This window comes from Aeromonas sp. s4, assembly GCF_040907855.1.
GTDB classification, from domain to species: domain Bacteria; phylum Pseudomonadota; class Gammaproteobacteria; order Enterobacterales; family Aeromonadaceae; genus Aeromonas; species Aeromonas caviae.
In genome coordinates this window covers 196,978-220,874 of record NZ_JBFOCP010000047.1, presented here as the reverse complement: position 1 = coordinate 220,874, position 23,897 = coordinate 196,978, and the positions used below count along the sequence as shown (strand labels likewise).

The following is a 23,897-nucleotide window of genomic DNA, read 5'->3' as shown; positions in this document are numbered from 1 at the left end:
TGATAAAAAAGATATCAAGGTGTCTCACGGCCATATTCACATCCGTCATGTGAATATCCATAAAAAGTAGAAACAGTCATTACTCGTCGTTGACGGTTTATTGCCCGCAAGGTGATATAGTCGATGACTCGAGAAATCGGAGCCAGATGACCTTTGTCGGCAACGCTGGCGGTGATGATTCATCAACCAAGGAGATGTTATGAGCAGTCCGTTTATCGAACAGATCAAAGCACGTCGTACCATCTATGCCCTGGGCAACCGGGTGACCCACTCCGAGGCCCAGCTGACCGCCCTCATCAAGGATGCCGTCAAGCACAGCCCCTCTTCGTTCAACTCCCAGAGTTCCCGCGCCGTCATCCTGTTCGGCGAGCAGCACCACAAGCTGTGGGACATCGTCAAGGCGGAGCTCAAGAAGATAGTGCCGCCGGAGGCCTATCCCCAGAGTGAAGCCAAGATCAACGGCAGCTTCCGCGCCGGGGCTGGCACCGTGCTCTTCTTCGAAGACACCGCCGTCATCGAGGATCTTCAGCAGAAATTCGCTCTCTATGCCGACAACTTCCCCATCTGGTCCGAACATGCCACCGGGATAGCCCAGTTCGCGGTCTGGACCACCCTGGCCCAGGAGGGCATCGGCGCCTCCCTGCAACACTACAACCCGCTCATCGACGATGCGGTGCGCAAGGAGTGGGACCTGCCCGCCAGCTGGCTGCTTCGTGCCCAGATGCCTTTTGGCAGCATAGAGCAACCTGCCGGCGACAAGACCTTCATCGACGACGACGTGCGTTTCCGGGTCTTCAAGTAAGCCTTCACGCCCCCTCCACCAGGGGGCGTTTTCTTCTCTCCCCCTCGTTCACCCTTGTCACGTGCCAGCCATACTCTGAACAAACGCTCTCTTGTCAGGAGGTCCCCATGGGGGACATCGCACGCCAACGTACCTCATGCACATTGACGCCCTTGTCCGCTCTGTTGTGTGTCGCCGCCCTGGTACTGCTGTTCTCGCTGATCGGCATCTTCACCCGCCCCCCCAACCTGCTGGCGGCCTTCTGGCCTGCCAATGCGGTCCTGCTCGGCTGCATGGTGCGCTATCCACGCCTAGCCACCCCGGCGGGCTGGGCCGGCGGCATACTGGGCTTTTTTCTCGCCGCCCTCTTCACCGGCGAGCCCCTGTTCAAAACCATCCTGCTGACCTGCGGCAACCTGGCCGGCATCGGCGTCGGGTATCTGCTGATGCATCGGCTCGCGCCTGCCGACAAGCTCCTCAGGCGCCCCACCTCCCTCGTGCTCCTGCTGCGAAACACCCTGGCCGCCTCCCTCGCCGCCGGCGTGGTCGGCGCCATCATCAATCCCATCCTGTCTCTGGGCCCCCCGCTCTACGGGCTGGGCTTCTGGTTTGCCAGCGAGCTGGTGAACTACATGACCATACTGCCGGTGCTCCTGACACTGCCTCCCCATGACAGCGTGCCCCCCTGGCGCACCCTTCTCTACCGCACCGAGTTCTCCTGGACCAGATTGATGCCGCTGCTGAGCCTGGTGGCCTCCCTGCTGCTCACCCTGCTCGTCGAGGGGCCGGGATCCATCGCCTTCCCGGTACCGGCGCTGCTCTGGTGCGCAGTCACCTACTCCGTCTTCGCCACCAGCCTGCTGACCCTGAGTTACAGCACCCTGATCCTGATCGCCCTCTCAAACGGCCACCTCGTCATCAATCACGATGTCCAGACCCAGTACTGGATGTTTTCCGTCCGGATAGGGGTCATGTTGATCGCTCTCACCCCCCTGACCGCCGCCAGCATCATGGCGGCCCGCAACAGCCTGCTGCGGGAGATGAAACACCTGGCCCACCACGATCACCTGACCGGTGCGCTGAACCGGGCCGGCTTCTGGTCGGCCGCCAATGAACTGCTCCAGCACCTCACGGTGCAGCGCTACCCTGTGGCGATCTGCATGCTGGACATCGATCATTTCAAACGCATCAATGATCGTCACGGCCACGAAGAGGGTGACAACCAGTTGAGCAGCTTCGCGGCCCGGGTGCGCGACCAGCTTCGACCGGGGGATCTCTTCTGTCGCCTGGGGGGAGAGGAGTTCGTGGCCATCTGGCCCGGCCTCAGCGAGGAGCAGGCCATGGCGGTAGCCGAGCGGCTGCGAAAAATCGTCGCGCAGCCAGGGGAAGAAAAGGGAGCCGAGCCCGCCGTCTGCATCACGGTCAGCATCGGTATCGCCTCCCAGAGAGAGGGCCCCTTCAATCTGGACGAGCTGCTCTCTCGCGCCGATCAGGCGCTCTATCTGGCCAAGCACAATGGCCGCAACCGGGTGGAACGCTATTCGGCTGAGCAGGCTTCCCCCAGCATCGGGCAATCTTGCGGCGCCTGAATGGCGTGCCCCTTGTCGTCATCATCCTGCCTCTGCCGGCAGCGGGGCGGGCAGATGAAGATGGAGCCCGTCCGGTGCCACCTCGATCTCGATCCCGCGCCAGTCCCGCAGCCAGCCCTTGAGCCTGTCGTCATACCGCCTTGTTCCCCCCATCTGCACCACCTGGCAACCCGCCTGTAGGGCGCTGGCGATGCCCGCTGGTGCATCCTCGAACACCAGGCAATCGGCCGGAGCCAGTCCCAACCGGCTGGCAGCCAGCAAATAAGGCTCGGGATCCGGCTTGCCCCGTACCACATCTCCGGCACACACCAGGAGTCGGGGCAGCGGCAATCCGGCGTGCAGCAGCCGGTGCTCTGCCACTCTCCGGCTTGCGGAAGTCACCAGCGCCCAACGCGTCGACGGCAGCTGTTCGAGCCGTCGCCGGGCACCGTCCAGGGGCATCGGCGCCGCAGCGTATGCCATCTCCAGATCGTCGAGCAGGGCCACCTCCACCGCCATGTCCAGCTGGGGAGCCAGGGCCCCTATCACCTCCCGTGAGCGCACGCCGTGACACATGGCGAGCACGGGAGCGGGATCCAGCCCATGATGCTGACACCAGCGCCGCCACACGACTTCCACGTCGCCGGTGGAGTGGACCAGGGTCCCGTCCATGTCCAGCAGCAGGGCCGCGGCCTTCACGCGCACCGCGCTCACAGGGCTCTCCCCGCCAGCGCATCGGCGAAGACCTGCCGCTGGGCAGCGGCCTCGTAACAGGCGAGCGCCTGCTCCGCATTGCTGGCCCACACCGGCAAGGGGGCGACGACGAACCCCTGCTGCAACAGACTGGTCAGCAGCTCCCCGGTCTCCGGTGCGGCCAGCGGCTGAGCCATCACCAGGCTCCCCTTGATCAAAAACAGATAGCGTTCGCTCGACATGACATGACTCCTTGTGGCTGAACAGCGGGCAAGCAGGCCCGTTTCGAGACCATTAGAACAAGGAGATTAGATAATTTATAATCAATAAATCGCCACATTGGATAACCAAATGGAATGAGATTCGACCTGAGACAATTGCAGGCCTTCGTCATGCTGGCCGAGAGTGCCAACTACCGGGAGGCGGCCAGCCGGCTTTTTGTGACGCAACCGGCCCTGACCAAGCAGATCCAGGGGCTGGAGCAGGCCCTCGGCAGCACCCTGTTCAACCGGGGCCGCCACGGGGCCGAGCTGACCGCCATCGGCCTCCAGTTGCTGCCCCAGGCCAGGGCTCTGGTGGATCACGGCAAGGGATTCGAGCGGCATGCCCTGGCGCTGGCAAGCGGTGCCGCCGGACGCCTCAACATCGGGTTCGGGCTCTCCAGCTTCGCACTGGCCCCCTCCCTGGTGGCCCGTTTCAAACAGCAGGCCCCCGACGTGCTGGTCCACCTGCGGGACACCACCTCCGCCATCCAGCAGGAGCACTTGCTGGCGGGTCGGCTGCAACTGGGCTTCATGCGACGGCCTGATGCGCCGCAGCTGAGGGAACACAGGTTGCTGACGGACAGGCTGGTGCTGGCCGTCCCCACCCAGGTGGCAGGGCCGGACTTCGACCTGGAGCGGGCGCTGATCCGCGATCCCTTGCTGCAGATGGTGGGCCATCGCTGTCCGGGTCTCAGCCAGCAGATCGCCCGCTTTCTCGGCGCCAACCGGCTGACCGGTCTCATCCAGGAGGCGGAAGACATCCAGACCCTGGTGGCCCTGGTGGCCGCCGGTATCGGCAACGCCATCCTGCCGCGCAGCGTGGGGTTCATCGCGGGCAAGGAGGTGACCCTCTACCCTCTCTCCGGCCCCTGGTCGGAATGGGAAATCAGCCTGGTGTGGAACCCGGAATTTGCCGATCCCATTCGGGATCGCTTCCTCGCCATGGTGAGAGAGACGCACCCCGAGCCCGCATGAGGTGCATGAGATGCCTGCAGGAGAGGATGGCCGGGCTCAGTCCCGTGCCGCCAGCTCCGCGACCTTGATGATCTCGGCAATGCGACCGAGCATGCGCAGGGAAGCCTGATGTTCTGCGGCATCCGCCGCCGCACAGGCATCCTCCAGGATGGTGATGGCGTAGTCCCGATCGTGACCATCTCGCACCGCCCCCTGAATGGCCCAGCTGGTACTCACGCCGCACACATAGAGATGCTCGATGCGATTGGCCCGTAGCGCCGGCTCCAGCGCCGTGCCGTAGAAGGGGCTGACCCTGGGTTTGGTCAGCACCAGATCCCCGGGTTGCACATCGAGCTCCGGGTGAAAGTCGGTGCCGCTGTCCGCCAGGGAGAGGGCCCCGAACTGCCGGGCACGGCCAAACATGGGGGAACCCCTGGGTTGCAGCAGATAGCCCTCGTCAAACCCCACCTTGATGAGCACCACCAGCCAGCCGTGAGCGCGGGCATGGGCCAGCGCCTGGTTGGCGTGCACAATGGCGTCCTGCTCGAGCACCTGGGCCGCCGAGGCGGCAATGCGCCCGTCCGGGTGGGCGATGTCGTTGATGAAATCGATCACCAGCAATGCCTTGTTCATGGTGTACTCCCCCCTTGCCTGAGGCCGTTTTGCCCCTGCGCCGCCAGGATCACTCCTCGCGGCCATATAAAAAACCGGCTGGCACCATCACACGGATTGATATGCCACCCGATTGGCACCTGGCAGTGCCACGCACTGCCTCATACCAGCCCAAGCGCATAGCGTAGCGCCATCTCCTTGAGGGGGCCCGCCTTGTCCGCCAGATTCAGCGCCAGGTTGCGGGCAAGCCTGAGGGGGCCTATCTCGTTGCTGAAGACTCCGTAGAAGAGATCCATCCCCGATTGCATCAGCAGGTTGTCAGGGCGGCGTCGTCTCTCGTAACGCCCGGCCAGCGCCAGCTCGTGCCACTGTGCCCCCGCCTTGCCGAGCAACCCGGCCCAGCAGGCCACGTCCTTGAAACCGAGGTTCACCCCCTGCCCCGCCAGCGGATTGATGGTGTGGGCCGCATCCCCGAGCAGCACCACTCGTCCGGCGTGATAGTCGTTGGCGTGGCGGCGCACCAGGGGGAAGCTCCCCTTGGCCGTCACGGTGAAACCGCCAAGGCGGCTGGGGAAGTGGCGGCGCACCTCGACGGCCAGGGCCTCGTTGCTCATGGCGGCCAGCGCCCGGATGCGGGCCGGGCTGTCATACCAGACCAGGGAGCCATGGCGGCCCGGCAGCGGCAGGAAGGCGCGCGGGCCGCTCGGGGTGAACTGCTGCCAGGTGATGTCTTCCTGAGCAAAATCGGTGTCGATGTTGATCAGCATGCAGTGCTGGCGGTACTCGAAACGCGACACCCCGATGCCGGCCAGTCGCCGGGTGTGGGATTCGGCACCATCGCAGGCCAGCACCCAGCGCGCCTGCAGCTCGGTGCCGTCATCCAGGGTCAGCACGGCGTCATCCGCACTCTGGCGCAGACTCGTCACCGCCGCCGGGGTATGGGTCTGGATGGTCGGGAAATCCTCCATCCTTTTCAGGAGCGCGAGCTGGATCAGCCGGTTCTCGATGATGTAGCCGAGCTGGGGCAGCCCGAGATCCACCGCGTCGAAGCGGGTAGCGAAGCCGTCCAGCTCCCAGGTCTCCAGCCGGCGATAGGGGCACAGCCGCATCTGCTGCAGATATTGCCAGGCACCGGCCCGGGTCAGCAGCGCCACCGAGGCCTGACTGATGGCGGAAACCCGCAGATCCAGCGACTGCTCGGGGGCATAGGGCTCGGGCAACCGGGTCTCGATGACCCGAACCGAGAGCCCCTCTGCCGCCAGCAGGCAGGCGGTGGCGGCGCCCACCATGCCGGCGCCGACGATGGCGATATCACACTGTTCCATAACTTGATTCCTGCAAGGAGTCCCCGCGATAAGGGGCAAGGGCCGAACCGAATGGGGCATGATAACGCAAGGAGGCGGCAGAAACAGTGAGAGGGATGCGCAATTGCCGACGACAAGCCGGCCCTGATGGCGATGGGCGGCCCCAGACTGGTCAGCACCGGGATTGCGGAGTAAAATGGCCGGTCCTTTGACCCTGCCGATTTCAAAACCAGTCACGAGAAGCAATGAGCAAGAAACTTCATATCAAGACCTGGGGCTGCCAGATGAACGAGTACGACTCGTCCAAGATGGCGGACCTGCTGGATGCCAGCAATGGCTACACGCTTACCGAGGAGCCGGAAGAGGCAGATGTGCTGCTGCTCAACACCTGTTCCATCCGCGAGAAGGCCCAGGAGAAGGTGTTCCACCAGCTCGGTCGCTGGAAGAAGCTCAAGGCGAAAAAACCGGGGCTGGTGATCGGGGTGGGCGGCTGCGTCGCCTCCCAGGAAGGGGAGAACCTGCGCAGCCGGGCGCCCTATGTGGACATCGTCTTCGGACCCCAGACCCTGCACCGCCTGCCGACCATGATCAAGCAGGTGCAGGAGGGGCGCGGTGCCCAGGTGGACATCGCCTTCCCCGAAATCGAGAAGTTCGACAACCTGCCCGAACCCCGTGCCGAGGGGGCGACCGCCTTCGTTTCCATCATGGAAGGCTGCTCCAAGTACTGCTCCTTCTGCGTGGTGCCCTACACCCGTGGCGAGGAGGTGAGCCGACCGCTGGATGACGTGCTCTATGAAATCGCCCAGCTCGCCCAGCAAGGGGTGCGCGAAGTGAACCTGCTCGGCCAGAACGTCAACGCCTACCGGGGGCCGACCTTCGACGGGGAGGTCTGCACCTTCGCCGAGCTGCTGCGCCTGGTGGCTGCCATCGACGGCATCGACCGCATTCGCTACACCACCAGCCACCCGGTCGAGTTCACCGACGACATCATCGAGGTCTATCGTGATACCCCCGAGGTGGTCAGCTTCCTGCACTTGCCCATCCAGAGCGGCTCGGATCGCATCCTGACCATGATGAAGCGCCCGCACACCGTGCTGGAGTACAAGTCCAAGATCCGCCGCCTGCGCGCCGTGCGTCCCGACATCACCATGAGCTCCGACTTCATCGTCGGCTTCCCGAACGAGACGGACGAAGATTTCGAGGCCACCATGAAACTCATCGAGGAGATCAACTTCGACATGAGCTTCAGCTTCATCTACAGCCCGCGCCCCGGCACCCCGGCCGCGGACCTGCCCGATGACGTCGACATGGAAGTGAAGAAGGCCCGCCTGACCCGACTGCAAAACCGCATCAATCACCAGTCCATGCTCATCGGCCGCGCCATGCTGGGCTCGGTGCAGCGCATCCTGGTGGAGGGGCCCTCCAAGATGGATCCTATGCAGCTCAGTGGCCGCACCGAGAACAACCGGGTGGTCAACTTCGAGGGGCCGCACCGCCTCATCGGCGGCTTCGCCGACGTGGAGATCACCGACGTACGCCCCTACTCCCTGCGCGGCCGCTTCATCCGCGGCGAGGACGAAATGAACCTGCGCATCGCCACGGCCCCGAGCGAGATCCTCGCCCGTCGTCCTGACAACGTGCCCGATGATCTGGGCGTTGCGGCCTTCAGACCCCATTGATGACTCTCTCCCCCGCCCCGTGGCGGGGGAACAACCGATAAGAGGACACCTTGAGCCGACACATCTCCACCCTGAATCTGCATCTGGAACCTGCCGACAACCAGCGCCTCGCCAGCCTGTGCGGACCCTTTGACGACAACCTCAAGCAGCTGGAGCGACGTCTCGGCATCGAGATAAGCTACCGGGACAACCACTTCCAAGTGATCGGCAAGCAGGCCCAGGTGGAGGCGGCTGCCGTCATCCTCAAGCACCTCTATGTGGAAACCCAGCCCCTCAAGGGGAGCAAGGTGAGCGACATCACCCCCGAGATGGTGCACCTGGCGGTGCAGGAGTCCCGCGTGCTGGAGCAGGACGACGAACCCGCCCCCTCCCTGCCCTACGGCAAGGAGGTCACGGTCAAGACCAAGCGCGGTCTCATCAAGCCCCGCAGCCCGAACCAGGCCCAGTACATCGCCAATATCGTGCGCCACGACATCAGCTTCGGCATCGGGCCCGCCGGGACCGGCAAGACCTATCTCGCCGTGGCCGCCGCCGTGGATGCCCTGGAGCGCCAGGAGATCCGCCGCATCCTGCTGACCCGCCCGGCGGTGGAAGCCGGTGAGAAGCTCGGCTTCCTGCCCGGCGATCTTTCCCAGAAGGTGGACCCCTACCTGCGCCCCCTCTACGACGCCCTGTTCGAGATGCTGGGCTTCGAGCGGGTGGAGAAGCTGATGGAGCGCAACGTCATCGAGGTGGCGCCGCTTGCCTACATGCGAGGCAGAACCTTGAATGACGCCTTTATCATCCTGGACGAGGCCCAGAACACCACCACGGAACAGATGAAGATGTTCCTGACCCGCATCGGCTTCAACTCCAAGGCGGTGGTGACCGGCGACATCACCCAGGTGGACTTGCCTCGCAGCACCAAATCCGGTCTGCGCCACGCCCTGGAGGTGTTGCAGGGGGTCGATGGCCTCTCCTTCAACTTCTTCGAGTCCAAGGACGTGGTGCGCCATCCCGTGGTGGCCCGCATCGTGCAGGCCTACGAGGCATTCGATGCCCAGCAGGCGGCCGAGAAGAACGCAGCCACTCCCCGCAACGAGAACACCAGCAAAGAGAGTGCCCAATGAGCGTGACCCTGGATCTGCAACTGGCCTGCGCCAGCCCGGACGGCCTGCCGAGCGAGGCCCAACTGCAGGGCTGGCTCGACGGCACCATTCTGGGCTTCCAGCCCGAGGCCGAGGTGACGGTGCGCCTGGTGGACGAGGCGGAGAGCCGCGAGCTCAACCATACCTATCGCGGCAAGGACAAGCCCACCAACGTGCTCTCCTTCCCCTTCGAGGCGCCACCGGGTCTCGAGCTGCCCCTGCTCGGGGATCTGGTGATCTGCCGCCAGGTGGTCGAGGCCGAAGCCGTCGAACAGGGCAAGCCCCTGATGGCCCACTGGGCTCACATGGTTGTGCATGGCAGTCTGCATCTGCTAGGTTATGACCATATCGAGGACGAGGAAGCCGAGGAGATGGAGCAGCTCGAGCGCGACATCATGCAGGAACTGGGCTTCGCCGATCCTTATCTGAACGACGAAGAGTAACGAACCGGATGGTCATCGTCTTGAAACAGCCGATGCCCATCCTCATATAGCCACAACGATTTCAAGTGTGTTCATACGAGTAACCAAGAGAGAAAATGACCGACGATCACCCTAGTACCGGCTCGCCGAAGAAAACCTGGCTCGACAAACTCAGCCAACTCTTCCAGGGCGAGCCAAAAGACCGCAATGATCTGGTAGAGGTCATCGCCGATGCCGAAGAGCGGGACCTCATCGATCAGGACACCAAGGACATGATCGAGGGCGTGCTCGAAATTGCCGAGCTGCGCGTGCGTGACATCATGATCCCCCGCTCCCAGATGGTGACCATCGAGAAGTCCCAGCCGGTGGACGAGTTCCTGCCGGTCATCATCGAATCCGGCCACTCCCGCTTCCCGGTGATCAACGAAGACAAGGATCACGTGGAGGGCATCTTGCTCGCCAAGGATCTGTTGCCGTTCGGTTTTGGCGGCCAGCATGCCAGCGAGCCGCTCCAGCTGGAGAAAATCCTGCGTCCCACGGTGATCGTACCGGAGAGCAAGCGGGTCGATCGCCTGCTCAAGGAGTTCCGGGAAGAGCGCTACCACATGGCCATCGTGGTGGACGAATTTGGCGGTGTCTCTGGCCTCGTGACCATCGAGGACATTCTGGAGCTCATCGTCGGCGAGATTGACGACGAGTTCGACGACATCGAGGACGAGCCGGAAGAGATCCGCCGCATCAGCAAGCGGGTCTTCTCGGTGAGCGCGCTGACCGAGATCGAGGATTTCAACGACTTCTTCGGCACTCAGTTCAGCGATGAAGAGGTGGATACCGTCGGCGGTCTGGTGATGCACGCCTTCAGCCACCTGCCCAAGAAGGGTGAAGAGATCGAACTCGACGGCTACCTGTTCAAGGTGATGCACGCCGATCGCCGTCGCCTGCAACAGTTGCAGGTGAAGATCCCCGAGCATCATGCGGCGGCGCAGCCGGAGTCCTGATCCCGCCCAGCCCCACGCACATCCCGCGCCCCTCTCGTCAGGGGCGCTTTTTTTGCCTCTCTCCCGCCGCGCGACCGCCCCTGGGCCCACGCCGACCGCGAGGCTCGCCGTTGACCCGGTTTGCGGTTAAGATGTCGGCCATTGTGTTTCCATTCAGTCCAATTCGAGCCCCGATCCCCCGTGAAATCGAAACTCCTGACCAGCCTGTTTGCCATTGCCAGCGGCGCCATCGCCGTGCTGGCCTTCTCCCCTTTCGGCTACTGGCCCCTGGTGATCCCCTCCCTGCTCGGCCTTTACGCCCTGCTGGACAAGGCCACCCCCAAACAGGCAGCCTGGCGCGGCTTCGGCTACGCCATGGGTCTGTTCCTGCCCGGGCAGTGGTGGATCCACGTCAGCATGACGGAGTTTGGCGGCATTCCGCTGCCGGCCGCCTTCGTGCTGCTGGCCGGGCTCTGCGCCTATCTCTCCCTCTACCCGACCCTGGCCTGCTGGCTCTTCGCCCGCTTCTTTGTCGGCCGCCACTGGAGCCGCTGGCTGCTCGCCTTCCCGGCGCTCTGGCTGATGGCCGACTGGCTGCGGGGCTGGGTGATGACAGGCTACCCCTGGCTCTGGTTCGGCTACACCCAGATAGACGGCCCCCTCAAGGGCTTCGCTCCCCTTCTCGGGGTGCAGGGCATCACCCTCGCCCTGCTGCTCACCGCCTCCGCCCTCTGGCTGGTATGGCAGCACCGCAAGCCGGCCTGGCTGCTGCTCCCCGTCGCCCTGGTGGGCGCCGCCCAGGGGCTGATGCAGCTCAACTGGGTGACCCGGGGTGAGCCGGTCAAGGTCGCGCTGGTGCAGGGCAACATCGAGCAGTCCCTCAAGTGGGATCCGGAGGCCCTGGTGCCGACGGTGCGCAAGTATCAGGATCTCAGCCGCGAGAACCAGGATGCCGACATCATCGTCTGGCCGGAGTCCGCCATCCCGGCCATCGAGAAGGAGATGGGTACCTATCTGGAGAGCCTGGACAAGGCGATGAAGGTGAACGACACCGGCCTGCTGGCGGGGATCATCCATTACGATCTGAAACAGCAGCGCTTCTTCAATACCGTGCTCGGCATGGGGGTACAGGATGCTGAGGGCAAGGAGTCCTACTACTACGAGCACAAGAACCGCTACTACAAGTACCACCTGCTGCCCATCGGCGAGTTCGTGCCCTTTGAAGATCTGCTGCGTCCCATCGCCCCCTTCTTCAACCTGCCCATGTCCTCCTTCAGCCGGGGTGACGAGGTGCAGCCGAACCTGATCGCCAAGGGGCTCAAGTTTGCCGCCGCCATCTGTTACGAGATCATCTTCCCGGACGAGGTGCGCCGCAACGTGCAGCCGGATACCGACTTTCTGCTGACCGTCTCCAACGACGCCTGGTTCGGCACCAGCATCGGCCCCTGGCAGCACATGGAGATCGCCCGCATGCGCGCCCTCGAGCTGGCCCGCCCGCTGCTGCGCGACACCAACACCGGCATCACCATCGTCACCGAGATAGACGGCAGCATCATCGCCCAGATCCCGCAGTTCGAGGCTGGAGTATTGCGTGCCGAGGTACGCCCCGCCCACGGCCAGACCCCCTATCTGCGTTTTGGCAGCTGGCCCATGTATGGCCTGGCCGCCGCCCTGCTGGGGCTGGCCCTGTGGCTGCGCCCCCGTGCCCACCCCTGGGCACGCAAGGGCTAAGACCACACAACGCCGATAAACAAGAGAGGCGCCCTTGGGCGCCTCTTTTTATGGTTTGGCTTATGGCTTGGCACAGTCTGGCGGCTCAAGGAGACAGCGGCTCACGGTGATACTCATCGGCCCCGCACTCGGGGCAGGTGCCAAGCTGCTCCGGGTGCAGCACGGTATGGCGCCACTCGCAGTGATCGCACACCAGCACCCCGAGTCCCACCCAGTCCCCCGCCCGGTAGACCCCCTTGTGTTCCAGCTCGTCCGCCAACTCCTGCCACTCCACCTGGGTGCGGTCGGTCACGTCCGCCAGCCAGGACCAGGCGGTGTCCTTGAGCGCCAGCATGAAAGCGGACTCCTCCACCTGCTCATCCTTGCGCCCTTCGTCATAGTTGCCCAGATCCCGCTTCACATACTCGGCGATCAGCGCCAGCTCGTCCTGGGTCAGATCCCCGGCCGCCTCCAGATAGGCCTGCACCTTGGCGATCATCCGGTTGAGGCGCTCACCCTGAAACGCTTCCGTCTCTTCCCACTGCTTCTTGAGCTGGGCGATAAAGGCTTCATACCCTTGTCGACGTTTGTCCATGGCCATCACTCCTCTGCTGAATCCCGATCGAGCCAGACCCTGACCTCGGGCTCGGCGGATACGGGCGGCGGTTGCCATTCTCACTTCGTTGCGACTCTCGCGGCTCTTGCGGCTTTGCAAATCCTCGCGGGTACCGGACCTGGCCCGAGACCGTGCGGATGCTGGCGGTTGTTGCCGCCGCAGGATATGGGTATTCTATCGGGATTTCCCAGCCGTTTTATCTATTCATTTCACAGATCCGGATGTCACCAATGCAAGAGCAATACGTTCCCCAATCCATAGAACCAGCAGTGCAGAAGCACTGGGATGCCAAGAAAACCTTCAAGGCGGTGGAGAAAGTAGACAAGGAAAAGTTCTACTGCCTCTCCATGTTCCCCTATCCGTCTGGTCGTCTACACATGGGGCACGTTCGCAACTACACCATAGGTGATGTGATCTCCCGTTATCAACGGCTCAATGGCAAGAACGTGCTGCAACCCATCGGTTGGGACGCCTTCGGCCTGCCGGCAGAAAACGCCGCCATCAAGAACAACACGGCGCCGGCCCCCTGGACCTACGAAAACATCGAATACATGAAGAACCAGCTGAAGATGCTGGGTCTGGGCTATGACTGGGATCGGGAGCTGGCCACCTGCAAGCCGGACTACTACCGCTGGGAGCAATGGTTCTTCACCAAGCTCTACGAGAAGGGCCTGGTCTACAAGAAGACCTCCTCCGTCAACTGGTGCCCGAACGACATGACGGTGCTCGCCAACGAGCAGGTAGTGGACAACTGCTGCTGGCGCTGTGATACCCCGGTGGAACAGAAAGAGATCCCCCAGTGGTTCATCAAGATCACCGACTACGCCGAAGAGCTGTTGAACGACATCGACAATCTGGAAGGCTGGCCGGAAATGGTCAAGACCATGCAGCGCAACTGGATTGGCCGCTCCGAAGGGGTCAACATCAGCTTCAATATCGACGGTCAGACCGAGCACCTCGAGGTCTACACCACCCGTCCGGACACCTTCATGGGCGTCACCTATGTCGGTATCGCTGCCGGTCACCCGCTGGCGCTGCAAGCAGCCCAGAACAATCCGGAGCTGGCCGCCTTCATCGAAGAGTGCAAGAACACCAAGGTAGCCGAAGCTGAACTGGCCACCATGGAGAAGAAGGGCATGGCCACCGGCCTCTACGCCATTCACCCGCTGGATGGCCGCAAGGTGCCGGTCTGGGTCGCCAACTTCGTGCTGATGAACTACGGCACCGGCGCCGTGATGGCAGTACCGGGTCACGACCTGCGTGACCACGAATTCGCCACCAAGTACGGCCTCGAGATCAAGGCGGTGATCAAGCCGGTTGATGGCGACGTCGACGTGAGCGAAGCGGCTTATACCGAGAAGGGCGTGCTGTTCAACTCCGGCGAATTCGACGGTCTCGACTTCCAGGGTGCCTTCGATGCCATCGCCAACAAGCTGGAAGGGCTCGGCAAGGGCAAGCGCACCGTCAACTACCGTCTGCGCGACTGGGGTGTCTCCCGTCAGCGCTACTGGGGCGCACCCATCCCCATGCTGACCCTGGCGGACGGTACCGTGGTGCCGACCCCGGAAGATCAACTGCCGGTACTGCTGCCGGAAGACGTGGTGATGGACGGCATCCAGAGCCCCATCAAGGCCGACCCCGAGTGGGCCAAGACCACCTACAACGGCCAGGAAGCGTTCCGCGAGACCGATACCTTCGACACCTTCATGGAGTCCTCCTGGTACTACGCCCGCTACTGCTCCCCGGACTACGACAAGGGCATGCTGGATCCGGCGGCTGCCAACCACTGGCTGCCGGTGGATCAATACATCGGCGGCATCGAGCACGCCTGTATGCACCTGCTCTATGCCCGCTTCTTCCACAAGCTGCTGCGTGATGCGGGCCTCGTGAACAGCGACGAGCCGTTCAAGCGCCTGCTCTGCCAGGGCATGGTGCTGGCCGACGCCTTCTACTACAAGGATGAGAAGGGCGGCAACGTCTGGGTCAGCCCCCTCGACGTCAAGGTGGAACGTGACGACAAGGGCCGCATCACCAAGGCTGTCGACCTTGAGGGTCGTGAAGTGATGCACTCCGGCATGACCAAGATGTCCAAGTCCAAGAACAACGGCATCGACCCGCAGCTGATGGTGGAGCGTTACGGCGCCGATACCGTCCGTCTGTTCATGATGTTCGCCTCTCCGGCCGAGATGACCCTGGAGTGGTCCGACTCCGGCGTGGAAGGTGCCCAGCGCTTCCTGCGTCGCCTGTGGCGCATCACCTTCGAGCACGTATCCGGTGGCGCCGTTGCCGCACTGGACGTCGCAGCCCTCACCAGCGACCAGAAAGCCGTGCGCCGCGAGCTGCACAAGACCATCGCCAAGGTGAGCGACGACGTGGGTCGCCGTCAGACCTTCAACACCGCCATCGCAGCCATCATGGAGCTGATGAACAACCTGGCAAAACTGGGCAGCGACGCTCAGGATCGCGCCCTGATGCAGGAAGCGCTGGAAGCGGTCGTGGTCATGCTCTACCCCATCACCCCGCACATCGGCTTCGAGCTGTGGAAGATGCTGGGCAAGGAAGGGGACATCGATGTCGCGGCCTGGCCGGTGGCTGACGAAGCGGCCATGGTCGAGACCGAGAAGCTGGTGGTGGTACAGATCAACGGCAAGATGCGCGGCAAACTGACCGTACCGGCCGAGATAAGCCAGGCCGACGTCGAGAAGCTGGCCATGGCCGATGCGTCCGTACAGAAGTTCACTGACGGTCTGACCGTGCGCAAAGTCGTGTACGTGCCGGGCAAGCTGCTCAACATCGTGGCCAACTGATGACGCCTCCCCTGGCGGCGGCCGACGGTCCGGGCCAGGGGCTGACGACACACGGATGATGACGGCGGGCCCTGCGCCCGCCGCTCTTCCCTTCATGCAAAGAGGATTTTTTATGGGCACCATCTTCACGCGCTGGATGGCCATCGTGCTGGCAGGACTGCTGCTGCAGGCCTGCGGTTTTCAGATGCGGGGCACCGCCATTCCCCCAGAGCTGATGACCATGAAAGTGGTCGGTGACAACAAGAGCGACTTCTACCGACTGGTCACCACCCGTCTCAAGGCCGCTGGCGTCGAACTCGCCGACAAGGAGGGCATCCCGGTGCTGACCCTGGCCGGGGTACGTAGCCGCAGCCAGGTCGCCTCCGTCGACTCCATCGGCCAGGACCGCGAATACCTGCTCAGTTACAGCACCCAGTTCACCGTGGTCATGCCGGGCAAACCGACCCAGGTCTTCCCCATCACCTTCAACCGCAGCTTCCTGAACAAGCCGGATGCGGCACTCGCCTCCTCCCGCGAGCAGGAGCAGCTGGGCAAGGAGATGCAGGAGCAGGCCGCCAACCTGGTTATTCGCCAGCTCAGTCAGGTCAAGTTCTGATGCGCGTATCTTGATGAGAGGGTGTTGATGAGAGTCTATCCCGAGCAGTTTGCGGACCATCTCAAGGCAGGGCTCAAGCCCTGCTATCTCATTTTTGGGGACGAGCCCCTGCTCAAGCTGGAAGCCATCGACGCCGTGCGTCAGGTGGCACGCAAACAGGGCTTTGATGAACGCCACAGCTTCGTGGTGGAACAGGGGCTGGACTGGAACCAGGTCTACGATGCCTGCCAGGCCATGAGCCTGTTCTCGGCCCGCCAGATCATCGAGCTGGAGCTGCCCGCCAAGATCGACAAGGATCTCGCCGCCCGCATCAGCGACATTGGCAAGCAGCTCCACCCCGACCTGCTGCTGGTCCTGAGTGGTAATCGCCTAAACCAGACCCAGATGAAGGCAGCCTGGTTCGACAAGCTGAGCCAGAACGGCACCTATGTGCCGGTCAACCACCCCGAGCCCCGTTTCTTCCCGCGCTGGATGAGCGCCCGCTTTCAGCGCTTCGGCCTCAAGGCACTGCCGGATGCGGTCAATTTCATGTGCCACGCCTACGAGGGCAACCTGCTGGCCGCGAGCCAGGAGATCGAGAAGCTGACCCTGCTCTCGCCGCCCCAGCCCATCAGCGTCGCCTATCTGCAGGAGACCATCATCCGCCACGCCCACTTCACTCCCTTCCAGCTCGTCGATACCCTGCTGGAAGGAAAGGTGAACCGGGCCCAGCGCATCCTGCTGGCCCTGCGCGCCGAGGGCACCGAACCCGGCATGCTGGCCTGGACCCTGTGCCGCGAGCTGGAGCAGCTCACCGAGCTGGCGCTGGCCGCCCGCGCCGGACAGCCCCTGGTGGAGCATTTCAGCCGCCTGCGCATCTGGCAGAGCCGCCAGCAGCTCATCCAGCAGGCGCTGACCCGGCTTCCCTTCCCCAAGATCCGGCAGCTCTGGCAACTGATGGCCCAGCTGGACCATGCCCAGCGCCATTTCGACACCGAGCAGGCCTGGCTGATGCTGCAAACCATCGCCCTCTGCTTTCGTGACGGTACCCCGCTCCCCCTGCTGGAGACGGAATCATGCTGACACCGCCCATCGGGATCCTCGGCGGCACCTTCGATCCCATTCACATCGGTCACCTGAGGCCCGCCATCGAGGCACGGGATGCCCTGGGTCTGGCCGAGGTGCGCCTGCTCCCGAACCATATCCCGCCCCACCGGGCCAATCCGCTCTGCTCGAGCGAGCAGCGGCTCGCCATGGTCGCGCTGGCTGCGGCGGACAACCCGGGCTTCGTGGTGGATGAGCGGGAGCTCAGGCGCGACACCCCCTCCTGGACTATCGACACCCTTGTCGAGTTGAGGAGCGAGCTGCCGGACACCCCGCTCTGCTTTTTGATGGGGATGGATTCCCTGCTCGGCCTGCCGGGCTGGCACCGCTGGCAGGAGTTGCTCGATTACGCCCATCTGGTGGTGAGCTGCCGCCCAGGCTGGCAACCGGATTATTCCGTCCAGGTGGCCGAGCTGCTGGCCCGCCATCAGACCCGGGATATTCAGGATCTCCATCGCCAGCGCCACGGTCATGTCTGGCTTTGTGACAACCTGCCCGTCGAGCTGTCGGCCACACGGCTGCGTGCCCTGCTCGCGGCAGGCCAGGATCCCAAATACCTGCTGCCCAACCCGGTCGCCGACTATATCCGGCGCCACGGGCTCTACCGCTCATCGGCAACGCAGTAAACGGCGCCACGCAGGCGGGTCAGCCGACACGTCCGGGCGCACCGGGCCCGGCCCTGACTATTGCCAGGCCGGGTTGCACACTATAGTGATCGTCAAGGGGCCCCTCCCCCACGGGACGGCTCCCCGGGCGATGCTCCCTTTGCCAGGCTGGGAAACGGGAGTGACCATGATATAATCCGCCGCCCTCTGGCGCCGGAAGATAGGAGAAGACATTGCAAGGCCAAGAATTGCTCGCCTTTATCGTCGACAAGATCGATGACATGAAAGGCCGCGACATCATCACCCTCGATGTGCGCGGCAAATCCAGCATCACGGACACCATGATCATCTGCTCCGGCAACTCCAATCGTCACGTCAGTGCCATCGCCCACAACCTCGCCAGCGAGGCCCGTCATGCTGGGCTCGACCTGCTGAGCGTGGAGGGGGAACTCACCGGTGAGTGGGTGCTGGTGGACATGGGGTCGGTCATCGTGCACGTGATGCAGGATGAGTACCGCGACTTCTACCAGCTGGAAAAACTCTGGAGCGGCGCCGCCCAGGTCAATTCGCAATAAAGGGCGACAGCGTAACCAAAGATGAAGATCCAGTTGATTGCCGTGGGCACCAAGATGCCTGCCTGGGTAGAGCATGGCTTCGAAGAGTACCGTCGCCGCTTCCCCAAAGACATGCCGTTCGAGCTGGTCGAGATCGGCGCAGGCAAGCGCGGCAAGAATGCCGACATTCCCCGCATCCTGCAAAAGGAAGGGGAAGCCATGCTGGCCGCCGCCGGCCGCTCCCGCATCGTGACCCTGGACATTCCGGGCAAGCCCTGGACCACGGAGCAGCTCGCCGTGCAACTGGAAGCCTGGAAGCTGGATGGCCGGGACGTGGCGCTGCTGGTGGGTGGCCCGGAGGGGCTCTCCCCCGAGTGCAAGGCTGCCGCGGAACAGAGCTGGTCGCTCTCGCCCCTGACCCTGCCCCATCCCCTGGTGCGGGTACTGGTGTCCGAGAGCCTCTACCGCGCCTGGAGCATCACCACCAATCACCCTTATCACAGAGAGTGACCCATGCCGACCCTGAGCATGCATTTCTCCTCTCTCACCCGCACGTCAGCCACAAGGTAACGGCATGCTGAAGAATCGCATTGAAATGCGCGATCACAGTGCCGAGGGACGTCTGTTCTTCCGGCGCACCCTGGTCGCCTACATCGGCATGGTCACCCTCATGCTGGTGCTGCTGGCTAACCTCTACTATCTGCAAGTAGAGTCTTACGAAACCTATCAGACCCGATCCAACGACAACCGCATCCGTGTGGTGCCGGTGGCGCCGCCCCGTGGTCTCATCTACGACGCCAACGGTGTCCTGCTGGCGGAAAACCGCCCGGTCTACAGCCTGGAGATCGTGCCCGAAGAGACCGAGAACCTGGAGAAGACCGCAGACGACCTCATCACCCTGCTGGCCCTGCCGGAGGGGACCAAGGAGAAGTTCCTGGCCGAGGTCAAGCGTCAGCGCCGCTTCAAGCCCGTGCCCCTGTTCGAGAAGCTGACCGAATACCAGGTCGCACTCTTCTCGGTCAACCAGCATAACTACCCGGGGGCCAGCATCGAGGCCTACCTCAAGCGCTACTACCCGTTCGGCGACACCCTCACCCATGCTCTGGGCTACGTGGCCAAGATCAACACCCGTGACGTGGAGCGCCTCGAGAAGGAGGAGAAGCTCGCCAACTATGCCGCCACCAAGGACATCGGCAAACAGGGGGTAGAGAAGTACTACGAGGATCAGCTGCACGGCGTGGCGGGTTATCAGGAGGTCGAGGTGAACAACCGCGGCCGGGTGGTGCGCACCCTGAAATTCCAGCCCCCCGAGCCCGGCAAGGACATCTACCTCAACATCGACATCCGCCTGCAGTTGAAAGCCCAGGAGCTGCTGGCCGGCCGCCGGGGCGCCATCGTGATGATGGAGCCCAACACCGGCGCCATCCTGGCCATGGAGTCGAGCCCGAGCTACGACCCCAACCTGTTCGTGACCGGCATCTCCAGCGCCAACTACTCGGCGCTGCTCAACGATCCCGCCCGGCCGCTGGTGAACCGAACCACCCAGGGCATCTATGCCCCCGCCTCCACCGTCAAGCCCATGATGGCGGTGATGGGGCTCAACGAGGGGGCGATCACCCCCAATTACCGCTACTTCGGCGGGCCCAGCTTCTCCATCCCGGGCACCACCAAGAAGTTCCGGGACTGGCGCCGCTGGGGCCACGGCTGGCTCGACGTCTATCGCGCCATCGAGGTCTCGGCGGATACCTATTTCTACGATCTCGCCTACCGGGTCGGCATCGACAAGATCAACAGCTACATGACCAAGTTCGGCTTCGGCCAGTACAGCGGCGTGGACCTCTATGAAGAGACCCGGGGCGTCATGCCCTCCCGGGACTGGAAGATGGCCCGCTGGCGTCAACCCTGGTACCAGGGGGACACCATCTCCATCGGCATCGGCCAGGGCTACTGGAGCGCCACCCCGATCCAGCTCGCCAAGGCCATCAGCATCCTGACCCAGAACGGTCACGACGTGACGCCGCACCTGCTCAAGAGCACCGCCTCCTCTGATGGCGTGGTCAACGCCCCCATCAACCCGAACGTGGCCATCGCCGCCAAGAGCGATACCTACTGGCAGGTGGCCAAGGACGGCATGTGGCGCGTCATCAACGGCCACGAAGGGACGGGGCGCCGCGCCTTCGCCAATACCCCCTACAAGGCGGCGGGCAAGTCCGGCACCGCCCAGGTGGTGGGCCTCAAGGAGAACCAGGTCTACAACGCGGCCACCACCAAGGTGGAGCACCGCGACAACGCCCTGTTCGTCGCCTTCGCCCCCTTCGAGGCACCCAAGGCGGTCGTCGCCCTGGTGCTGGAGAACGCCGGGGGCGGCAGCGCCATGGCGGCACCGGTCGCCCGCCACATGCTGGATGCCTATCTGCTCCCGCCGGAACCCCAGTTGCCACCGGCACCGGAAAAGCCGTCCCAACCGAGTGAGGTCGTTTCCCAATGAGTAATTCTGCCCGCCAGCAGAGCATCTGGTACAAGCTGCACATCGACCTGCCGCTGCTGCTCGGCCTGCTGACCCTGATGGCCCTCTCCATGGTGGTGCTCTACTCCGCCTCGGGCCAGGATCTCGACTCCATCGTGCGCCAGCTGGTGCGCGGCGCCCTGGCCTTCGGTCTGATGATCGGCATGGCCCAGCTGCCGCCCTCCCTCTATGCCCGCTGGTCGGTGCCCCTGTTTGCGGTGGTGGTGCTGCTGCTCATCGCGGTGGACGTGTTCGGCCATATCGGCAAGGGGGCCCAGCGCTGGCTCGATCTCGGCTTCATGAAGTTCCAGCCCTCCGAGGTGATGAAACTCTCCATGCCCATCATGGTGGCCGCCTGGCTCAGCCGGCACTCCCTGCCGCCAAAGTTCAGCCATGTGATGATCGCCCTGGTGATGGTGCTGCTGCCCACCCTGCTGATCGCGGCCCAACCCGATCTCGGCACCTCCATCCTGGTGGCCGCTTCCGGCTTCTTCGTCATCTTCCTGGCGGGGATCAGCTGGTGGCTCATCGGGCTCGCGGTCTTGCTCATCTGCGCCTTCATGCCGGTGCTCTGGTTCTTCCTGATGCACGACTACCAGCGCCAGCGGGTGCTGATGCTGCTGGACCCGGAGAAGGACCCGCTCGGTCGCGGCTATCACATCATCCAGTCCAAGATTGCGATCGGCTCCGGCGGCGTATTCGGCAAGGGGTGGCTGCAAGGCACCCAGTCACAGCTCGAATTCCTGCCAGAGCGCCACACCGACTTCATCTTCGCCGTATTCAGCGAGGAGTTCGGTCTGGTGGGCGTGGCCCTCTTGCTGGTCATCTACCTCTACATCATCAGCCGCTGCCTGTTTATCTCCATGCAGGCCCAGAACAGCTTCGAACGCCTGCTGGGGGGCGCCCTGACCCTGACCTTCTTCGTCTATGTGTTCGTCAACATGGGCATGGTAAGCGGCATCCTGCCGGTGGTAGGGGTTCCCCTGCCACTGGTGAGCTACGGCGGCACCTCCATGGTGACCCTGATGGCGGGCTTCGGCGTTCTGATGTCCATCCAGACCCACAGGCGGCTGCTCGCCTGATGCGGCTCGGCTGGCTGGCTCTATCTCTGTGCACCCTGACGGCGGGTGCTGCCGTCTCGCCAGCCCGGCTCAGCCTGCTGGCCGAGCAGCAGCAGGTGCCGCTGGCAGAATTGCAGGCCGCCGCCGCCCAGGCCAGCCTGCGCCAGGAGGTGCTAGACACCATCCGCCGCCCCTGGGAGGCCAAGCCCTGGCACCGCTACAGGCCGCTGTTCGTCACCCCGGAGCGCATCCGGGACGGAGTGGGATTCTGGCAGCGCCATGCCGCCACCCTGGCACGGGCCGAGCAGACCTACCAGGTCCCCGCCTCCCTCATCGTCGCCATCATCGGCATCGAGACCTTTTACGGTCGACAGATGGGCCGCCATCCGGTGCTCGACAGCCTCTACACCCTGGGATTCCACTATCCCGAACGGGCGGATTTCTTCGCCAAGGAGTTTGCCCAGCTGGTGCTGCTTGCCCGGGAAGAGAAGTGGCCGCTCACCACCCTCAAGGGCTCCTATGCCGGCGCCATGGGCATGGGCCAGTTCATGCCCTCCAGCTACCGCCACTACGCGGTCGACTTCGACGGAGACGGCAAGCGGGATCTCTTCGCCAACCCGGCAGATGCCATCGGCAGCGTGGCCAACTACTTCGCCCTGCACCACTGGCGCTGGGGCGAGCCGGTGGTGGAGCCCGCCTTGATCGGATTGGCGCCAGTAGGTACCCTGCTTGCACCCGAGCCCGAGCTAAGACACCACTGGGCAGAGCTGGCCGCTGCGGGCATTGAAGTCGCCACGCCGCCGTCACCCGAGACGCCGGTAAAACTGCTGGCGATGGAGCAGGCCGAAGGACCGGAATACTGGGTCGCGCGCCACAATTTTTACGTGATCACCCGCTACAATCGCAGCCCTCTCTATGCGATGGCGGTGCATCAACTCAGTCAAGCAATCCAGGACGCTTATGCATTACAGCCACAAACTTCTTCCCCTCAGCCTGACCTTGTTGCTGGCCGCCTGTAGCAGCCAACCCGAACCCCAGCCGCTGCCCCCGGAGCCCGTCCCCCAGGAGAAGCCCCAGGTTATCGAGATCCCCCAGGCGACCGGCGCCATTCCCCGCCCCGAACCCATGAGCGAGAGCGGCAACCGGGACTACTGGATCGGCAAGCAGAAGTTTGAGGTGTGGCGCGACATCAAGCACTACAGCGAGGAAGGCACTGCCAGCTGGCTCTCCCGGGATCTGGACGGCAACAAGACTGCCAACGGCGACGTGCAGGACAGCACCCTGTTCAGCGCCGCCCACCGCAACCTGCCCCTGCCAAGCTACGTGCGGGTCACCAATCTGGACAACGGTCTGGAGACCATAGTACGCGTCAATGATCGCGGCCCCTTCGGCAGCGATCGCCTCATCGATCTCTCTCACGCCGCCGCCGCGCAACTGGAGATGGTGGAAGGGGGTGAGGCCCGGGTGCGCCTCGAACTCATCACCGATCAGCCGGATCAGATGGTGGAGATGGTGCCCATGACCCCGATGACGCCCATGGAGCCAGCGGCGCCAGCAGCCAATTCCTTCGTGAACGAGACGCCGGCCCCCACTGCACCGGCCAAGGCCGAGCCTGCTCCTGCCGCCACGGCAACCACCACCGTCTCCCCCCCCAAGGCCGGTGCGACCCAGGGCAAGATGATCCAGGTGCTCGCCAGCGGCTCGCAGGCGCGGGCCGAGGCCATGGGCAAGGTGATGACCCAGCGCTATGGCGTGCCGTACCAGGTGGTGGCACATGGCGCCGTCTTCCGCGTCCTGCTCGGACCCGTGGCCAGCGACAAGCAGGCCCCTCTGCTCGAGCAGATCCGCCAGGGTGGGTTGGAGCAGGCCTTCATCGTGCCCTGATACCCGCCCCGACCTCGCGCCGGGATACGACGCGAGGTCGGGGACCATCCCATAAAATCCCGTCCAGGTCGCATCTCGGACTATGACCGACACGCA

23 protein-coding genes are annotated in these 23,897 nt (G+C 63.7%); 18 read left to right on the top strand and 5 right to left on the bottom strand.

The window, feature by feature from the left end; genetic code table 11:
- The first annotated feature begins 199 nt into the window (after window positions 1-199).
- Window positions 200-802 (top strand): nitroreductase family protein, encoded by a 603-nt coding sequence (locus AB5Y89_RS16670; protein ID WP_010673779.1) that lies wholly within the window; start codon window positions 200-202, stop codon window positions 800-802.
- 107 nt (window positions 803-909) lie between these two features.
- Window positions 910-2,370 (top strand): GGDEF domain-containing protein, encoded by a 1,461-nt coding sequence (locus AB5Y89_RS16665; protein ID WP_045525610.1) that lies wholly within the window; start codon window positions 910-912, stop codon window positions 2,368-2,370.
- A gap of 21 nt (window positions 2,371-2,391) precedes the next feature.
- Here the strand turns inward: AB5Y89_RS16665 and AB5Y89_RS16660 are convergent, their stop codons facing one another.
- Both AB5Y89_RS16660 and AB5Y89_RS16655 read right to left on the bottom strand, forming a co-directional pair.
- Complete coding sequence (locus AB5Y89_RS16660; protein ID WP_270806838.1) at window positions 2,392-3,063, bottom strand: HAD-IA family hydrolase; 672 nt, start codon at window positions 3,061-3,063, stop codon at window positions 2,392-2,394.
- The gene (locus AB5Y89_RS16655; RefSeq protein ID WP_010673776.1) at window positions 3,060-3,284 is read right to left on the bottom strand and encodes a hypothetical protein; all 225 of its coding nucleotides are present in this window, start codon (window positions 3,282-3,284) and stop codon (window positions 3,060-3,062) included. Before AB5Y89_RS16655 ends, AB5Y89_RS16660 begins: the two co-directional genes overlap by 4 nt.
- A gap of 114 nt (window positions 3,285-3,398) precedes the next feature.
- Here AB5Y89_RS16655 and AB5Y89_RS16650 point away from each other — a divergent pair, with 114 nt between their 5' ends.
- Window positions 3,399-4,280: a LysR family transcriptional regulator gene (locus AB5Y89_RS16650; RefSeq protein ID WP_039041099.1), complete on the top strand. Its 882-nt coding sequence runs from the start codon at window positions 3,399-3,401 to the stop codon at window positions 4,278-4,280.
- 36 nt (window positions 4,281-4,316) lie between these two features.
- On the opposite strand, the gene AB5Y89_RS16645 is transcribed toward AB5Y89_RS16650, so the two are convergent.
- Both AB5Y89_RS16645 and AB5Y89_RS16640 read right to left on the bottom strand, forming a co-directional pair.
- Window positions 4,317-4,892, bottom strand: coding sequence for a cysteine hydrolase family protein (locus AB5Y89_RS16645; protein ID WP_368224183.1), 576 nt, complete (start codon window positions 4,890-4,892; stop codon window positions 4,317-4,319).
- Window positions 4,893-5,032: 140 nt separating this feature from the next.
- A complete protein-coding gene (locus AB5Y89_RS16640; protein ID WP_223931916.1) occupies window positions 5,033-6,196 on the bottom strand; it encodes an FAD-dependent monooxygenase in 1,164 nt (387 codons plus the stop codon).
- A 224-nt stretch (window positions 6,197-6,420) separates the two neighbouring features.
- Between AB5Y89_RS16640 and miaB the strand changes: the two genes are divergently transcribed.
- The 5 genes from miaB to lnt all read left to right on the top strand — a co-directional run bounded on the left by miaB (window position 6,421) and on the right by lnt (window position 12,111).
- Complete coding sequence (gene miaB / locus AB5Y89_RS16635; protein WP_010673772.1) at window positions 6,421-7,854, top strand: tRNA (N6-isopentenyl adenosine(37)-C2)-methylthiotransferase MiaB; 1,434 nt, start codon at window positions 6,421-6,423, stop codon at window positions 7,852-7,854.
- Between the two features lie 50 nt (window positions 7,855-7,904).
- Window positions 7,905-8,963 carry a PhoH family protein gene (locus tag AB5Y89_RS16630; RefSeq protein WP_042865110.1) on the top strand — a complete coding sequence of 353 codons (1,059 nt, stop codon included), beginning with the start codon at window positions 7,905-7,907 and terminating at the stop codon, window positions 8,961-8,963.
- Window positions 8,960-9,424, top strand: coding sequence for an rRNA maturation RNase YbeY (gene ybeY / locus AB5Y89_RS16625; protein ID WP_042865109.1), 465 nt, complete (start codon window positions 8,960-8,962; stop codon window positions 9,422-9,424). Before AB5Y89_RS16630 ends, ybeY begins: the two co-directional genes overlap by 4 nt.
- 95 nt (window positions 9,425-9,519) lie before the next feature.
- The gene (corC, locus tag AB5Y89_RS16620) at window positions 9,520-10,401 is read left to right on the top strand and encodes a CNNM family magnesium/cobalt transport protein CorC (RefSeq protein ID WP_010673769.1); all 882 of its coding nucleotides are present in this window, start codon (window positions 9,520-9,522) and stop codon (window positions 10,399-10,401) included.
- Window positions 10,402-10,581: 180 nt separating this feature from the next.
- Window positions 10,582-12,111 (top strand): apolipoprotein N-acyltransferase, encoded by a 1,530-nt coding sequence (lnt, locus tag AB5Y89_RS16615; protein ID WP_160837071.1) that lies wholly within the window; start codon window positions 10,582-10,584, stop codon window positions 12,109-12,111.
- A gap of 85 nt (window positions 12,112-12,196) precedes the next feature.
- On the opposite strand, the gene AB5Y89_RS16610 is transcribed toward lnt, so the two are convergent.
- The gene (locus tag AB5Y89_RS16610; protein WP_041215952.1) at window positions 12,197-12,685 is read right to left on the bottom strand and encodes a zinc ribbon-containing protein; all 489 of its coding nucleotides are present in this window, start codon (window positions 12,683-12,685) and stop codon (window positions 12,197-12,199) included.
- A 251-nt stretch (window positions 12,686-12,936) separates the two neighbouring features.
- Here AB5Y89_RS16610 and leuS point away from each other — a divergent pair, with 251 nt between their 5' ends.
- From leuS to AB5Y89_RS16560, 10 genes are all read left to right on the top strand, one after another.
- Window positions 12,937-15,513: a leucine--tRNA ligase gene (leuS, locus tag AB5Y89_RS16605; RefSeq protein ID WP_368224182.1), complete on the top strand. Its 2,577-nt coding sequence runs from the start codon at window positions 12,937-12,939 to the stop codon at window positions 15,511-15,513.
- 112 nt (window positions 15,514-15,625) lie between these two features.
- A complete protein-coding gene (lptE, locus tag AB5Y89_RS16600; protein ID WP_043153202.1) occupies window positions 15,626-16,108 on the top strand; it encodes an LPS assembly lipoprotein LptE in 483 nt (160 codons plus the stop codon).
- A 27-nt stretch (window positions 16,109-16,135) separates the two neighbouring features.
- A complete protein-coding gene (gene holA / locus AB5Y89_RS16595; protein ID WP_368224181.1) occupies window positions 16,136-17,170 on the top strand; it encodes a DNA polymerase III subunit delta in 1,035 nt (344 codons plus the stop codon).
- Window positions 17,164-17,817, top strand: coding sequence for a nicotinate-nucleotide adenylyltransferase (nadD, locus tag AB5Y89_RS16590; protein WP_151027999.1), 654 nt, complete (start codon window positions 17,164-17,166; stop codon window positions 17,815-17,817). The genes holA and nadD overlap by 7 nt, the downstream gene beginning before the upstream one ends.
- Before the next feature lie 212 nt (window positions 17,818-18,029).
- Complete coding sequence (gene rsfS, locus AB5Y89_RS16585; protein WP_010673762.1) at window positions 18,030-18,371, top strand: ribosome silencing factor; 342 nt, start codon at window positions 18,030-18,032, stop codon at window positions 18,369-18,371.
- Between the two features lie 21 nt (window positions 18,372-18,392).
- Complete coding sequence (gene rlmH / locus AB5Y89_RS16580; RefSeq protein WP_261999826.1) at window positions 18,393-18,860, top strand: 23S rRNA (pseudouridine(1915)-N(3))-methyltransferase RlmH; 468 nt, start codon at window positions 18,393-18,395, stop codon at window positions 18,858-18,860.
- 64 nt (window positions 18,861-18,924) lie between these two features.
- On the top strand, window positions 18,925-20,838 hold the full coding sequence (gene mrdA, locus AB5Y89_RS16575; protein WP_010673761.1) for a penicillin-binding protein 2: 1,914 nt from the start codon (window positions 18,925-18,927) through the stop codon (window positions 20,836-20,838).
- Window positions 20,835-21,938 carry a rod shape-determining protein RodA gene (gene rodA / locus AB5Y89_RS16570; protein ID WP_010673760.1) on the top strand — a complete coding sequence of 368 codons (1,104 nt, stop codon included), beginning with the start codon at window positions 20,835-20,837 and terminating at the stop codon, window positions 21,936-21,938. The genes mrdA and rodA overlap by 4 nt, the downstream gene beginning before the upstream one ends.
- Window positions 21,938-22,936, top strand: coding sequence for a lytic murein transglycosylase B (gene mltB, locus AB5Y89_RS16565; RefSeq protein ID WP_368224180.1), 999 nt, complete (start codon window positions 21,938-21,940; stop codon window positions 22,934-22,936). The genes rodA and mltB overlap by 1 nt, the downstream gene beginning before the upstream one ends.
- Window positions 22,878-23,801 carry a septal ring lytic transglycosylase RlpA family protein gene (locus AB5Y89_RS16560; RefSeq protein WP_201887863.1) on the top strand — a complete coding sequence of 308 codons (924 nt, stop codon included), beginning with the start codon at window positions 22,878-22,880 and terminating at the stop codon, window positions 23,799-23,801. Before mltB ends, AB5Y89_RS16560 begins: the two co-directional genes overlap by 59 nt.
- Window positions 23,802-23,897: the final 96 nt, after the last annotated feature.

Bases quoted from the DNA above. Each gene is read 5' to 3' on its own strand.
- AB5Y89_RS16670 (WP_010673779.1), top strand. From the start codon at position 200: ATGAGCAGTCCGTTTATCGAACAGATCAAAGCACGTCGTACCATCTAT.
- AB5Y89_RS16665 (WP_045525610.1), top strand. From the start codon at position 910: ATGGGGGACATCGCACGCCAACGTACCTCATGCACATTGACGCCCTTG.
- AB5Y89_RS16655 (WP_010673776.1), bottom strand. From the start codon at position 3,284: ATGTCGAGCGAACGCTATCTGTTTTTGATCAAGGGGAGCCTGGTGATG.
- AB5Y89_RS16650 (WP_039041099.1), top strand. From the start codon at position 3,399: ATGAGATTCGACCTGAGACAATTGCAGGCCTTCGTCATGCTGGCCGAG.
- AB5Y89_RS16645 (WP_368224183.1), bottom strand. From the start codon at position 4,892: ATGAACAAGGCATTGCTGGTGATCGATTTCATCAACGACATCGCCCAC.
- AB5Y89_RS16640 (WP_223931916.1), bottom strand. From the start codon at position 6,196: ATGGAACAGTGTGATATCGCCATCGTCGGCGCCGGCATGGTGGGCGCC.
- miaB (WP_010673772.1), top strand. From the start codon at position 6,421: ATGAGCAAGAAACTTCATATCAAGACCTGGGGCTGCCAGATGAACGAG.
- ybeY (WP_042865109.1), top strand. From the start codon at position 8,960: ATGAGCGTGACCCTGGATCTGCAACTGGCCTGCGCCAGCCCGGACGGC.
- corC (WP_010673769.1), top strand. From the start codon at position 9,520: ATGACCGACGATCACCCTAGTACCGGCTCGCCGAAGAAAACCTGGCTC.
- AB5Y89_RS16610 (WP_041215952.1), bottom strand. From the start codon at position 12,685: ATGGACAAACGTCGACAAGGGTATGAAGCCTTTATCGCCCAGCTCAAG.
- leuS (WP_368224182.1), top strand. From the start codon at position 12,937: ATGCAAGAGCAATACGTTCCCCAATCCATAGAACCAGCAGTGCAGAAG.
- lptE (WP_043153202.1), top strand. From the start codon at position 15,626: ATGGGCACCATCTTCACGCGCTGGATGGCCATCGTGCTGGCAGGACTG.
- holA (WP_368224181.1), top strand. From the start codon at position 16,136: ATGAGAGTCTATCCCGAGCAGTTTGCGGACCATCTCAAGGCAGGGCTC.
- nadD (WP_151027999.1), top strand. From the start codon at position 17,164: ATGCTGACACCGCCCATCGGGATCCTCGGCGGCACCTTCGATCCCATT.
- rlmH (WP_261999826.1), top strand. From the start codon at position 18,393: ATGAAGATCCAGTTGATTGCCGTGGGCACCAAGATGCCTGCCTGGGTA.
- mrdA (WP_010673761.1), top strand. From the start codon at position 18,925: ATGCTGAAGAATCGCATTGAAATGCGCGATCACAGTGCCGAGGGACGT.
- rodA (WP_010673760.1), top strand. From the start codon at position 20,835: ATGAGTAATTCTGCCCGCCAGCAGAGCATCTGGTACAAGCTGCACATC.
- mltB (WP_368224180.1), top strand. From the start codon at position 21,938: ATGCGGCTCGGCTGGCTGGCTCTATCTCTGTGCACCCTGACGGCGGGT.
- AB5Y89_RS16560 (WP_201887863.1), top strand. From the start codon at position 22,878: ATGCATTACAGCCACAAACTTCTTCCCCTCAGCCTGACCTTGTTGCTG.